Consider the following 13,611-nt stretch of genomic DNA (forward strand, 5'->3'; position numbering starts at 1 on the left):
TGTCCTGATTCGAGGAACGCATGACAGCCACCAAAGAGCGTAAGACCGCGGGGACCCAAGTCGCCGCGTACACCGAGTCCAACATTCAGGCACTTAGCCAGTTGGAACATGTGCGCAAGCGCCCCGGCATGTACGTGGGCGGGACGGACATCCGCGCGCTGCATCACCTCGTGTATGAAGTCGTCGACAACGCGATCGACGAAGCACTCGCCGGTCGGTGTGACACCATTGTTGTAACGCTGCACGACGACAACTATGTATCGGTCTCCGACAATGGCGTCGGTATTCCGGTGGGCTTGCACGAAAAAGAGAAGATCTCGACGCTGGAACTCGTCATGACGCGTATCGGCGCAGGCGGCAAGTTCGACAGCAGCGCCTATAAGGTCTCGGGTGGTCTACACGGTGTGGGCGTCTCGGCGGTGAATGCGCTGTCCGCGCACTTGACTTCGGAAGTGCGGCGCGATGGATTTCTGTGGCGTCAGGAGTACCGGCAGGGTATTCCTGTCACGCCGGTTGAGAAGATTCGCCCATTAGACGATGACGAGTCGACCGGTACCACTCAGATATTCCAAGCGGACTACACGGTGATGGACCAGAACGAGTACAGCTTCTCGACACTGGCCGCGCGGTTCCGCGAAATGGCATTCGTGACTCGCAAGGTCACGATGACCCTTCGCGACGAGCGCGTGAAGCCGATCGCGCGCGAGATCACGTTCTACTTCGAAGGCGGCCTCGCTTCGTTTGTGCGCTACCTCAATCGCAACCGTGACGCGCTGCACGACCCGGTCTATGCGGATCGCGATGTGGATTACACGAACGAACACGGCACATATACCGTGGGTGTCGAAGTTGCGTTCCAGTACACAGACGCTTCGACGGAAACCGAGATCGCGTTCGCCAATACCATCAATACACCGGACGGCGGGTCACATCTGACGGGTCTTCGCTCGGCGATTACCAGCGTCATCAACCGGTACGCGCGCAAGAACGGCTACATCAAGGAGAAGGACGCCAACTTCAGCGGCAGTGACACGCTCGAGGGGCTTACCGCGATCGTGAGCATCAAGCATCCCGATCCGCAGTTTGAGAGCCAGACTAAGGTGAAGCTGTTGAACCCGGAGGTTCAGGGCGCGGTCTCTCAGGTCGTCAGCGAAGCCCTGGCCGACTTCCTTGAGCTGAACCCGCGTGAAGCACGCAAGATCGTCGACAAGTGCATGACGAGCAAGCGTGCACGCGAGGCGGCGAAGAAGGCGCGCGACCTGGTGCGCAGCGGGCCCAGCCTACTGGAGAGTTCGACCCTTCCGGGCAAGCTCGCCGACTGCTCGGCACACGGCGATGGCGCCGAGGTCTACATCGTCGAGGGCGACAGCGCAGGCGGCACGGCCAAGCAGGGGCGCGACCGGCATTTCCAAGCGGTTCTCCCTCTGCGCGGGAAGATCCTAAACACCGAGCGTGCACGCCTCGACAAAATGCTCGACAACAACGAGATCAAGGCGCTGATTTCTGCGCTTGGGACGGGTATCAGCGACGACTTTACCCTTGAACGCCTGCGCTACAGCCGTGTCATTATCATGACTGACGCGGATGTGGACGGGAGCCATATCCGTACGCTCCTGCTGACGTTCTTCTTCCGTCACATGCGCCCACTAGTCGAGTCGGGACATTTATACATCGCGCAGCCACCGATCTACCGGATCAAGAGCGGTAAGGATTTCGAGTACATCTACAACGAAGCTGGTCTGCACGAACAGGAACTGCTCGCCAAGGCGCTCAAGCGCTTCAAGAACCCCGAGCGGGTGCAAGTGCAGCGCTATAAGGGTCTGGGCGAAATGAATGCCGACCAGTTGTGGGAAACGACCATGAACCCCGAAGCCCGGACGCTGCTGCAGGTGACGATCGAAGATGCCGCGGAGGCCGATCGAGTGTTCGACATGCTCATGGGCAGCGCTGTCCCGCCTCGCCGCCGTTTTATCCAGACCCACGCCAAGCGCGTACGCAATTTGGACGTCTAGCGCCGTCCTTCACGAGCTCAAACAAACGCGCCGCTGAAATCTCAGCGGCGCGTTGCTTTTGGCCTAGTTTGGACGGGCAGACGAGCCCGAATGCGACGTGTCCCGACGCCGGGACGGACGCCGCCGCCGCGAACGGCGAGCGCTGTTGCCGTTCGACGACGAAGCGCCGGTGCTGCGGGCCGGGGCCTCGTTGGCGGGCGCGGCCGCGGCCAGCGCATGATAAGGATGGTCTGCGACCACCGGCACACGCAGGCGGATCAACTTCTCGATGTCGCGCAGGTACGCACGTTCTTCGCTGTCGCAGAACGAATACGCGACGCCCGACGCCCCGGCGCGCGCTGTACGGCCGATGCGGTGCACGTAGCTCTCAGGCTCGTTCGGTAGATCGAAGTTGATCACGTGCGTGACGTCCGCGATGTCCAGACCGCGCGCCGCGATGTCCGTCGCTACAAGGACGCGAGTGCGGCCCTGCCTAAAGTCCAGCAGCGCGCGTTCGCGTGCAGATTGCGACTTATTCCCGTGAATGGCATCCGCACGGATCGAGTCACGGTCGAGCTGCTCGACAAGCTTGTTTGCCCCGTGTTTGGTCCGCGTAAACACCAGAACGCGCCGAATCTGCGAGTCTTTGAGCAAATGCACAAGCAGAGCGCGCTTGTCTTTGCGGCCGACAAAGAAGACGGACTGATCGATGAGTTCGACCGTTGTCGCCTGTGGAGTCACCTCGACATAGGCCGGATCGATCAAGATCGAGTTTGCCAGTTCTTGAATGACGGACGGCATAGTGGCCGAGAATAGCAATGTCTGACGCCGTTTCGGTAGCGCCGCAATCACCTTGCGGACATCGTGGATGAACCCCATGTCCAGCATCCGGTCGGCCTCGTCGAGGACAAACACGTCCAGCCGATCAAGACGGACGTATCCCTGGTTCATCAGGTCCAGCAGGCGACCGGGGGTGGCGATCAAGATGTCAACGCCGTTGCGAAGCGTGGTGACCTGATTGTTCTGACCGACACCGCCGAAGATGACGGCAGATCGGAACGGGGTGTAGCGGCTAAAAGACCTGAATTCGTCCTCGATCTGGGAAGCAAGTTCGCGCGTGGGCGTAAGCACCAGCACGCGGATGGCTCGTCTCTCGGATTGGCGCTGTGCACGCGCCGCCAGCATGCGTTCGAGGATGGGAAGCGCGAAGGCGGCGGTCTTGCCGGTTCCAGTTTGCGCGCACCCGATCAGGTCGCGGCCGGAAAGTACCGGCGGAATGGCCTGTTGTTGAACAGGCGTAGGTGTACGGTAACCCTTTTCATTAACTGCCTTGAGCAGCGGGTCACTTAGTTTCAAGTCTGTGAAGTGCATTGAACCTCGGGAAATGTGTGAAACCTCAGTGTATCACGAGACGCGCATCCCGAGAAGGCTGGGGCCGCAGCCGGCAGCAAGTGAAGCGCATACGACCCTGAACATTCATAACCAACGACGCCGGGAAAGACCTGTGCAGATGGTCCTCCCGGCGTCGCTGTTATCGGTTCAGATCGCGGCGCTAACCCCCGGCCATTGCCCCGATAATTCGAAAGATCTGCGACCCGTTCGCCACCTCGGGTGGGACTTCAGCGTCCGGCGATTCGTGCGACAGGTCCTCGTCCATCGCAAAGAATCGAACGAATGCTCGACGCTCGTGCGTCGCCACATCGCGAATGGTCCCGCGAAGCATCGGATATGTGGCTTCAATAGCGTCTATGATGCGACGCTGCGTCACTGGGGCTTCGACTTGGAGTTCGACGACGCCGGTGACCTGCGCGAGTGTCCGAAGGTGGGTCGGAAGTGTGACGCGAATCATGGCAAGACTTGAACCTCGACCGACAATACGGGCGGAAGGTCGCGGACGATCGGCGCCCACGTATCTCCGGAGTCGGCGGACGCGTACACCTGACCGCCAGTTGTCCCGAAATATACGCCACACGACTCGAGGGTGTCGACCGCGAACGCGTTGCGCAGGATATTCACATAGCAGTCGCTCTGCGGCAGGCCATTGCTCAGCGCCTCCCATTCGTTACCACCCGAACGGCTGCGGTAAACGCGTAGCTTGCCATCGGGCGGGTAATGGTAGGAGTCGCTGAGGATCGGGACGACATAGATCGTCTCGGGTTCGTGAGCATGCACCGCGATCGGAAAACCGAAGTCGGATGGGAGGTTTCCACTCACTTCGTGCCACAAGTCGCCGGCGTTGTCCGTGCGCATAACATCCCAATGCTTCTGCATGAACAGCGTTTCGGGCCGAGACGGATGCATCGCGATACTGTGGACACAGTGTCCGACTTCAGCATCGGCGTCGGGAAGTTCAAATTCCGACCGCAAGCCACGGTTGATTGGACTCCATGTCTCGCCGCCATCGTGAGTGCGGAAGGCTCCTGCCGCCGAAATCGCGACGTACATCCGCTTGGGATCGTTGGGGCTAATCACGATGGTGTGCAAACACATCCCGCCTGCGCCGGGCTGCCATAGATTGCCTTTGACGTCGCGCAGACCGGCTAGTTCGGTCCATGACTTTCCGCCATCGGAAGTGTGGAAAAGCGCGGCGTCCTCGACGCCAGCGTACACCGAGTCGGGGTCAGTGGGGGAGGGTTCCAAGTGCCAGACACGCTTGAACTCCCACGGGTGCTGCGTACCGTCGTACCATTGGTGCGTGCCGGGGTTGCCCTTATAGACGAACTCGTTGTTCATCGCCTCCCACGTCGCGCCGCCGTCATCGGAACGCTGGATAACCTGCCCGAACCACCCGCTGGTCTGCGATGCATAAAGCCGGTTCGGGTCCGATGGCGTCCCTGTGACGTGAAATACCTCCCATCCCGGAAAGTGCGGTCCGTCGACCGTCCAATCCTTGCGCCGTTCGTCCGAGCGCAGAATGAATGCGCCTTTGCGCGTGCCCACCAATACACGAACGCTGCTCATACGTCTTTACCCCCGGAATGCCTTAGTTGGTCAATTCAGAATAGAACTTTTGTTCTCGTTTGTCAATGAATCGATGTGACGGTTCGTATCTACAGACACGGTCCACTCGACCTGCACGCCGCGAGCTTGAGGTGAGGGTCGCCGTACGCCCTCGCGGCGCCTGTAGGGCGGGATCGTACGATCCCGCCCTGTTGCTTTCACCGCATCGGCTGTGTTGTGGCGCACTTGCAGCAAAGACTCATGTGCGCTGCGCACTGGCCTAAAGGACGTATCGCGTCAGGAACGAATTCGAGAACTTTCCGTTAGGATCGTACCGGCGTACAAGTTGTTCAAAGTCGTGGCGCCGATCGTACTGGGCACGTACGTAGTTCGGCGCAAGGGTATACACTTTTCCCCAATGTGGGCGAAGGTTCAAAGGCGCCAACTTCTCTTCGACAAGCGACGCCAGCCGCTCGACGTCGGCTTGCATGGGCTTCCACGTGAAATGGATGCCAACGCTTGCTCGTTCGTAATGCGGGCTCATCCAGAGGTCGTCGGCGGCAACAGTTCGGATCTCGGAGATAAACAGCACAGGTGCAAGCGTTGGGCCAAGCTCGCGCAGCAGATGGGCAGCCCGCCCGAATTGTGCGCGGTCGATGAAGTACTCGGTCTGGATCTCTTCGCCGGCACTGGGCGTGAATCCAACGCGAAAGTGCGGCAGACGCTCATGCCACGCGCCAATAACTCCCATCTGTTCAGTGCACGGCTCGGCACTTGAACCCGGCAGGGGGTGGACATTGCTGCCGGCCGGTGATGCGCCCAGATCGCGCAGCGGCCCGCCCGTGTCTGAGTCGCCGGGCATAACCGATTTCAACCAAACCTGATTGATCCGGTCGCTCGACCAGTCCGTGAAGAAGCTCACACTGTACGCGCTCGCCTGAATAGCGTCGAACTGCGCAACCGCCTGCTCAAGCGGTAGATCGAGGTAGACGTTCTGGCGCATCTCGAATCGTTGCACGACCTTCAAGGTTATGCGCGTTACGATGCCGTAGGCGCCAAGCCCAACGACAAGGCCGGGGAACTCATCCGGGTGATCCTTGCGGTTGCGCCGATGATTCGTGCCATCTGCGGCGACAAACTCGATTTCCTCCACAGCCGTGGCAAGGTTGCCTTGCTCTTGACCGGAGCCGTGCGTTGCCGTCATACACGCGCCGATAACGGAGATGTGCGGGAGCGACGCCATGTTGTGCAGCGCATATCCACGCTCGTCCAAATAGCTAGCGAGCTGCCCATACGTAACGCATCCCGTAACCGTGACCCGGCCCGCCTGTGAATCGAGTTGGATGTCGGTCTCGAAGTCCCTGAGAGAGACCAGCGTGCCCTCGGTGTCGGCGATGGCGTTGAACGTGTGACGCGTACTCACAACGCCGACTCGCGCGTTTGTGGCGAGGATGCCCTGTAAATCTGCAATGGTACGCGGATAGACCACGCGTTCCGCGCGATAGCTGTAATTGCCTGACCAATTGTGTTCGGGTTGCGTGTTCATCGACCGAGTCTTTACCCTTTAGCGTTGCGCCCAGTTCCGCCTGTAGTTGTGCGACAAGTCTACGCGACATGCAGCGATCTCGCATGGGGACGACTGCCGTTATTGGGTGCTGGTCAAGCGCAATCCAACGATGCCCCCGACAAGCATCAGCAGCGACAGCAGCTTCAGAACCTCTCGTGACTCCCCGAAGAAGAGCATCCCAAGCACCGCAGTTCCGGCGGCGCCAATGCCCGTCCAGATTGCATAGGCAGTTCCGACCGGCAGAGACTTCAGGGCTTGTGAGAGCAGTACCATGCTGAGCACGAGGGAGATGAAGAAGATGACGGTTGGAACGGGTTTTGTGAAGCCTTCCGACTGCTTCAACGTCACCGCCCACACTGTTTCGAGGAGTCCCGCGACGAATAGGATGACCCAAGCCATGTCGTACTCTCCTGCTGCGAACGTTGGGGTCGTCCCCAGGAAAACACGGCATACAGTGGGTCGTCCCACAGTAGGGTCGATTGCGATACGGATGGCGCAGTCTCGACCCTGAAATTATAGTGGCTGTGTGGGACCTAATCCATGCTTAGTTGATCGATGCGAGGACGGGCAGCACTACGCAAATCGATTGTCATGCTGCCCGAACCCTTGCAACAATTCACGGATTTGACCGCATCGCTCTTGCCTGAGGCATCACGCCCTTGAGTCGAAGCGAATTCGTGACCACGAATACCGACGAAAACGCCATCGCGCCGGCGGCGAGCATTGGCACCAGCAGGCCCAGCATCGCCACGGGAATCAGGATGATGTTGTAGAAGAACGCCCAGAACAGATTCTGGTAGATCGTTCGCATCGTCATGCGGCTGATGTCCAGCGCGCGCAGGACGCCACCTAGATCGCCGCGCATCAGCGTGACGTCTGACGCTTCGATGGCGATGTCGGTCCCGGTGCCGATGGCGAGGCCGAGGTCGGCGCTGGCCAAGGCGGGCGCGTCGTTGATTCCATCGCCGACCATTCCGACGACCTCGCGCGGGCCTTGCAACTGCTTCACGGTGTCGGCCTTGTCGGACGGCAGGACGTCAGCGATGACTTCCGCAATCCCCAACTTGCCGGCGATGACGCGCGCTGCCGCAGCATTGTCTCCGGTGATCATTACCGGCTTGAGCCCACGCCGAATCACTGCCGCAATCGCTTCTGCTGCCTCCGGCTTCAGACTATCTTCGACGGTAATCACGCCGGCAAACACGCCGTCGATGGCGACCGCGACGACGGTTTGCGCCTTCTGCGCCGCCGCGTCCAGTATCGGCATCGCGCGTTCCAGTCCACTGACATCTTCGTCGGACATGAGTCGCATGCTTCCGACCAGAACGCGCCGTCCTTCTGTGGTCGCGACCACGCCGCGGCCCGCGCGGGACTCGAAGTCGGCGGGTTGGCCCAGCGCCAAGCGGTTCTCTTCGGCGCACTTCACGATCGCGGTCGCAATCGGGTGTTCGCTGCCCCGCTCGGCAATTGCGGCAAAGCGCAGCACGTCCGATGCGTCGAATCCGTTCTCGGCATGAACGTCGGCGACCACGGGCTTGCCTTCGGTCAACGTGCCGGTCTTGTCAAATGCGATCGTTGTGAGCGCGCGCGCACGCTCAAGGGCTTCGCTGCTGCGGAACAATACACCTTGTTCAGCCGCCTTGCCGGTGCCCACCATAATCGCGGTCGGCGTCGCCAGTCCAAGCGCACACGGGCAGGCGATCACCAGCACCGCGACCGCGTTCATCATCGCTTGCACGAACGTCGCCTGACCGATAACGAGCCATCCCACAAACGTGAGTGCTGCCAGCACCAGCACAATCGGGACGAACACGCCGCTGACCTGATCGGCCACGCGTTGAATTGGCGCCTTGGAACCCTGCGCCTGCTGCACGAGGCGGACGATCTGCGATAGCACCGTTTCCGGGCCAACTCGCGTGAGTTGAACGAACAACTGACCGTCGAGGCTGATTGTTCCCCCGACGACTTCGCTATCACCTGCACGGCGCACGGGCAGCGGCTCGCCGGTGAGCATCGACTCGTCGACGTTTGACACGCCGCTTACGACTACGCCATCCGCCGGAATCCGCTCGCCGGGGCGGACGACCACCGTGTCGCCGCGCAGCAGTTCCTTGACGGGGACTGTGCGCTCAGTTCCGTCAATGAGCACGGTAGCGGTCTGCGGAGTCAGATTGAGCAGCTTGCGGATTGCATCCCCCGTGCGGCCTTTCGCGCGCGCCTCGAGGTACTTGCCAAGCGTGATGAGGGTGAGGATCGCCGCCGCTGTCTCGAAGTATTCGTCTGTTCCTACGACGTCGCTGTAGCCGAATACCTGCCCGAGGACGACGATCATGCTCCAGATGTACGCGATGCCGGTGCCCATGGCCACCAGCGTGTCCATATTGGCAGCCCCGTTACGTGCTGCCTTCCACGCCCCGTCGAGATACTGCCGGCCGAGCGCCACGACCACCGGCGTTGTGATGGCGGCGAATACGAAGGGCCAGCCCGACCACATCAGCCACGGGAAGGCATCCATCAGCGCTGGCACGGCGTGCATGAGGTGTCGGGCCATGCTCACGACAACCAGCGGCACGGTGAGCACAAGCCCGAAAATCAGCAGGCGGCGCTGCTGCTCGATCTCCTCGTCGCGCGCCTTGCGCTCGGCATCGGCGTCAGCGTCGTCTTCGAGTTCCAGAACACCATACCCTGCGCGTTCAACGGCTGCGATCAAATCGCCGCGGCGCGCGGTGCCGGCCTTGAGCGACACAGTCGCATGTTCTGTGGCGAGGTTTACATTGGCGTCGACGACACCGGGCACCTTCTTGAGCGTCCGTTCGACGGTACGAACACACGCGGCACACGTCATCCCTGTGATCGGCAGGTCGAGCGTTGCCGTCAATGTGCCAGTGGCGTCGGTGAGGGATTCCACATTAAGCTCTGCGGCTTCAGTCATATTGAGCGTACTCGTGATGATTATCCAACGGTTGCTACGGTAACAGACGTGTCGTTCGAACGCCTGCCTTACGAATCTTCGATCTGCGTGCGGACATGCTCCGACCAGAGTTCGCGAAAGTCCTGCGCGCCGATGATATCTTGGCTGACCGGCGCAAGCTGTGCAAGCGAGAACTTGCGGAAGTCTTCGAACGCCTTCTCGACGAAATACAGCATCTCATAGGCTTCGAGCCGTGCCCCGGCGAGCAGACCGACTAGTGATGCAGCATACGCGATTAGGCAGGTCAAAACAAGGAGCGCAGGCGGCCACGGCACTGGAATAAGAAGCAGAGACAGCAGCGTCGGGACAACTAACGCGCCGGCAAACGCAAGCCCCCGCAGGCGTGGTTCAAGCCGAATGCGGGCCTCCGAATCCGTGATCGGCTCGACCGTAGCGCTGAGCAGGCACAGCGCGGACGTTCGCCTGCCGCGTGCGAACAACGACTTGCTGGTCGTGGCCATGCGGAAGCCGCCATCAACCGGGTCGATGTAGTATCGGCGTCCCTCGGCAAAGGCATCGCGCATGTGCAGGCGTTGGGTACTCGGCGTAGCGGCAGCGTCCAGCGTCCGTGCCACGGATTCCGCAGGGATAGCGACGTTCAAGTGAATGGGACGGATCAGGCGCATAGTCAAGCGGGCAAGGTATACTGTCCGAATGTAGTGTACCGTCACGTCACGGCAAAACACTATGTCTTGCCGTGACCTGACAGCTTTTCAGCGGCATAACAGGAAGCCGGTGTGCGGATGTCTGAGATGTATCCTCTCGTGGAATTGGGCGGAAGCGGGCCGGTCATCAACATCGCGTTGGCGAACGGCTTCCCGCCTGAAACGTATCTGCCGATGCTTCGCCCGTTGATGGAGTCGTTTCGGGTCGTCTGTCTGCTGCCGCGGGCGATGTGGCCCGGGCAAACACCACCGGCTGTTCTCGGCGACTGGAAAACGGATGTTACCACGGATCTGCTGGCGGGAATCGAGCATCACAGTCTACTCAATGTGATCGCGATGGGACACTCGTTCGGCGGGATTGCGTCCGCGCTTGCAGTTAAGGAGCGCCCACACGCCTTTCGCGCGCTGATTCTGCTTGATCCCACCATTCTTGAGCCGGCGCTGATCGCGGACCTCGCACAGCTTCGCGCGTCAAACGCTCCGGCCGATGCATATCCGCTGGCATCTCGCGCGTTGCGGCGGCAGGACGTGTTTACGCACCGCAGCGAAGCGTTCGACTATTTCCGCAGCCGCGGCGTCTTCAAGGACTGGAACCATGCCGCGCTGTCGCAATATGTCGACTCGGGGCTTCTTCAAACAGATACTGGCTTCGTGCTGGCTTGGCCGAAGGAATGGGAAGCATACTACTTCCGCACAATGTACTTGAAGTTCTGGGACGAAATACCGGCGCTCAACGGCATAGTTCCTACGTTGATTGTTCGCGGCGAGACGAGCGACACGTATGTGGCACAGTCAGCGGCCGAGGTCGCGCGGCTGTGGCCGGAAGCCACGCATGTCGAGGTCGTCGGCGAGGGGCACCTCTTCCCGCAGACGGCTCCCGAGCAAGCGTCAGAAATCCTTCGAGACTGGTTATTGTCGGCGCTTTAGGAACGTCGAGAATTGTCTCGTCTTTCGTGTTCGGCGCCGAAGGCTCGGGTGTTCGAGGCCGGCGCAGCGGGCGGATGACCGAGGCGTAGACGGCGAAGCCCAGCACCACCGCCGACAACGCGAGCCACAGCAGCGCCCAAACGGCCGCCGGTAGTGGAAATACTTCGGCCGAAAAGGCAGCCGCATCGTTGCGCACTTGCCCCAAGGTCGCACCGCTGTTGTCGACCAGCGAGCGCACGTCAAGCAGTGCGTTAAGGCCGGTCAGCATCGCGAGCACGTTCAAAACCAGCACATTCACGATCAGTGAGAGCTTCCACGCCAGACCGAGCAGTGCGAATCCGAAGCCTACTCCGACGAGCAGCGCGGTGATACGTCCTTGCTCGTCAGGACGGGCATACAGGATGCTGAACGCGATCAGGCCAACTCCGAGTACCGCCGAGATCATCCGCGTACGGCGCCACGTGTTCGTCAGGTAGAACAGGGCCGCGCCAAAGAGTGCCGCGCCTACGTAGCCGGCAGGCAGGATCAGCGCGCGCGCGCCGCCGCGAGTTGTGGCCACTCCCGCGCCGGATGGATACACGACGAACCCCAGCACATCGCCGCCGGTGACTTCTGCCGCGATCCCGTGGCCGGCTTCATGCACGTAGGTCACGAACAGGCGCACGGGGTACATCGCCGGGTCGAGTGCCGGCGTGTTCCACGCAACGATAATGATGACAAGGGCTACCGCCGCCAGCCAAAGCGCCCGGCGACGAAACTGCACGTCGAGTGACATAGATGTCCCGCCAACCTCACAGGTCTGATACTATTATGACCTATCCGTGTTCAATAGGGGATACGTGTGAGCGGCTCAATACGTTTCGGAACGGTCGGCGCCCCGTCTTCAACTCCCGCGTCAGGCACGGTCGCGGCCATCCAGCACACCAAGGCGCTTGGGCTAGAGCACCTTGAAATCGCGTGGGTGCAGAGCGTCAGCGTGACGGACAAGACCTGCGCGGAGATCAAGGCGGCGGCTGAGGACAACGGCATATCGTTGAGTATCCATGCGCCGTACTTCATCAATCTGAACAGCCAAACCCCGGAGAAGATGGCCAACAGCGACGCGCGCTTGCTCAAGGCGGCCGAGAAGGGGTTCCTTGCAGGCGCGAAGGACATCGTATTTCACGCGGCGAGCTATCACGGCAAGCCTCCCGAGGACGTGTACCCGATTGTGCGCGACCAACTGGCGATGTTGGCAGCCAAGCTGAAGAAGGAAGGCGTGGCGGTCACACTGCGGCCCGAGACGATGGGACGTGTCGCGCTTTTCGGTTCGCTTGAGGAGTGCGTACAGCTTGCTAGAGATGTCGAGGGCGTAAAGCCGTGTATCGACTGGGCGCACCTGCATGCGCGTCGGACGGACGGGTCGTTCAACAGCTACGAGGAGTTTGCGGCCGCATTGACCTACGTGCGCGATCAACTGGGTGAGGACGCACTGCAATCGGTGCACTTCCACCTCAGCGGCATCGAGTACACCGACAAAGGCGAGAAGATGCACCTTCCGCTTAATGAGGCGGACCTGCGCTACCGTGAACTGCTGCAAGCGTTCGTGGATTTCGGAGTCAGCGGTACGGCAGGCGTCGAAGCCCCCGATCCGTTCCACGTCGCAGACGCGCTTGTGTTTCAAGCCACATACAAGCGGCTGAGCGGCTTCGCACTCGCCGGCTCGAACGAGTAGCTACAACGCGAAGTAGGGCAGACTGGCGCGCATGTCGTCTACGCTGTCCATTTCAAGCACCATCCACGTCGGATGGGTGACCTGCCTAAGCTTCGGCAAGATCTCGTGATAGTCCAGCACACCATCGACATAGTCGAACCCGTGATGCTCGTCGATCTTGCCGTTGTTGTCGTTCAGGTGGAAGTGGGTGAGCCACGGACTCATCGAGTCCAGCCAGTGCTGGATGGTGATGCCGGGGTCGCTGAATATCGCCGCGTGCCCGACATCCAGACACGCGCCGAGCAGCGGATGATCAATGTCCTTGAGCAGCTTGGCGATGATCTGCGGCTCGTATTCCCACATATTCTCGATGAGCACGCTCACGCCGAGACGGTCGGCGGTTGAGGCGAAATCGCCCCAGAAGTCGACGTTCCGTTGGTGCCACCCAACGCGGTAATAGTCGTTCCTAATTGTCGCAATGAAGTTGGCGTGTACCACCATCCGCCTAGCACCGACGGCATCGGCGGCTTCAATCGCTTGGGTGAATCGCCGCCGGCACAACGCGTTAACCGCCTCGTCGACGCTGCCGGTGGCCATGTCATAGAACGGACCGTGGATAGACAGCGGAACGTCTCGCCCGGCAAGTGCTCGTTTCACGCGTGCGATCGTGTCTGAAGTTGGGGCATCGAGCACTTCAGGGAACGCGAAGTGCATGAGTTCGATTCCAACCTGAAACTCGTCGGCCAGCTGACAGACAGCATCGAGGTTGTTTTGGCCTGCACTCAGCAAGACGGTATCAACCACAACTAGACCCTAATCTCAGCGGCGCAGCGATGCACAGGATGCGCAGAGAGTGT

General features: G+C 60.7%; 11 protein-coding genes. 2 read left to right on the forward strand and 9 right to left on the reverse strand.

Annotated features, from left to right (window positions below; translation table 11 throughout):
* Window positions 1-20: 20 nt before the first annotated feature.
* Complete coding sequence (locus tag IPM16_05660; protein MBK9122595.1) at window positions 21-2,012, forward strand: type IIA DNA topoisomerase subunit B; 1,992 nt, start codon at window positions 21-23, stop codon at window positions 2,010-2,012.
* A gap of 63 nt (window positions 2,013-2,075) precedes the next feature.
* Here IPM16_05660 and IPM16_05665 read toward each other — a convergent pair whose 3' ends face one another.
* From IPM16_05665 to IPM16_05700, 8 genes are all read right to left on the reverse strand, one after another.
* On the reverse strand, window positions 2,076-3,362 hold the full coding sequence (locus IPM16_05665) for a DEAD/DEAH box helicase (GenBank protein MBK9122596.1): 1,287 nt from the start codon (window positions 3,360-3,362) through the stop codon (window positions 2,076-2,078).
* Window positions 3,363-3,543: 181 nt separating this feature from the next.
* Window positions 3,544-3,840 carry a MoaD/ThiS family protein gene (locus tag IPM16_05670; protein MBK9122597.1) on the reverse strand — a complete coding sequence of 99 codons (297 nt, stop codon included), beginning with the start codon at window positions 3,838-3,840 and terminating at the stop codon, window positions 3,544-3,546.
* Window positions 3,837-4,952 carry an exo-alpha-sialidase gene (locus tag IPM16_05675; GenBank protein ID MBK9122598.1) on the reverse strand — a complete coding sequence of 372 codons (1,116 nt, stop codon included), beginning with the start codon at window positions 4,950-4,952 and terminating at the stop codon, window positions 3,837-3,839. The genes IPM16_05670 and IPM16_05675 overlap by 4 nt, the downstream gene beginning before the upstream one ends.
* A 259-nt stretch (window positions 4,953-5,211) precedes the next feature.
* Window positions 5,212-6,477: an FAD-binding protein gene (locus tag IPM16_05680; protein ID MBK9122599.1), complete on the reverse strand. Its 1,266-nt coding sequence runs from the start codon at window positions 6,475-6,477 to the stop codon at window positions 5,212-5,214.
* A gap of 99 nt (window positions 6,478-6,576) precedes the next feature.
* Window positions 6,577-6,897, reverse strand: a complete 321-nt coding sequence (sugE, locus tag IPM16_05685; GenBank protein MBK9122600.1) for a quaternary ammonium compound efflux SMR transporter SugE — start codon at window positions 6,895-6,897, stop codon at window positions 6,577-6,579.
* A 217-nt stretch (window positions 6,898-7,114) separates the two neighbouring features.
* Window positions 7,115-9,430 (reverse strand): copper-translocating P-type ATPase, encoded by a 2,316-nt coding sequence (locus IPM16_05690; protein MBK9122601.1) that lies wholly within the window; start codon window positions 9,428-9,430, stop codon window positions 7,115-7,117.
* Between the two features lie 68 nt (window positions 9,431-9,498).
* Window positions 9,499-10,044 carry a hypothetical protein gene (locus tag IPM16_05695; protein ID MBK9122602.1) on the reverse strand — a complete coding sequence of 182 codons (546 nt, stop codon included), beginning with the start codon at window positions 10,042-10,044 and terminating at the stop codon, window positions 9,499-9,501.
* A gap of 835 nt (window positions 10,045-10,879) precedes the next feature.
* On the reverse strand, window positions 10,880-11,836 hold the full coding sequence (locus IPM16_05700) for a M50 family metallopeptidase (protein MBK9122603.1): 957 nt from the start codon (window positions 11,834-11,836) through the stop codon (window positions 10,880-10,882).
* Window positions 11,837-11,902: 66 nt separating this feature from the next.
* Between IPM16_05700 and IPM16_05705 the strand changes: the two genes are divergently transcribed.
* The gene (locus IPM16_05705) at window positions 11,903-12,775 is read left to right on the forward strand and encodes a TIM barrel protein (GenBank protein MBK9122604.1); all 873 of its coding nucleotides are present in this window, start codon (window positions 11,903-11,905) and stop codon (window positions 12,773-12,775) included.
* Here the strand turns inward: IPM16_05705 and IPM16_05710 are convergent, their stop codons facing one another.
* Window positions 12,776-13,558 carry a sugar phosphate isomerase/epimerase gene (locus IPM16_05710; GenBank protein MBK9122605.1) on the reverse strand — a complete coding sequence of 261 codons (783 nt, stop codon included), beginning with the start codon at window positions 13,556-13,558 and terminating at the stop codon, window positions 12,776-12,778. It abuts the gene before it with no gap.
* Between the last annotated feature and the right edge of the window lie 53 nt (window positions 13,559-13,611).

The sequence above is a fragment of the Candidatus Flexicrinis affinis genome (assembly GCA_016716525.1).
Lineage (GTDB): Bacteria > Chloroflexota > Anaerolineae > Aggregatilineales > Phototrophicaceae > Flexicrinis > Flexicrinis affinis.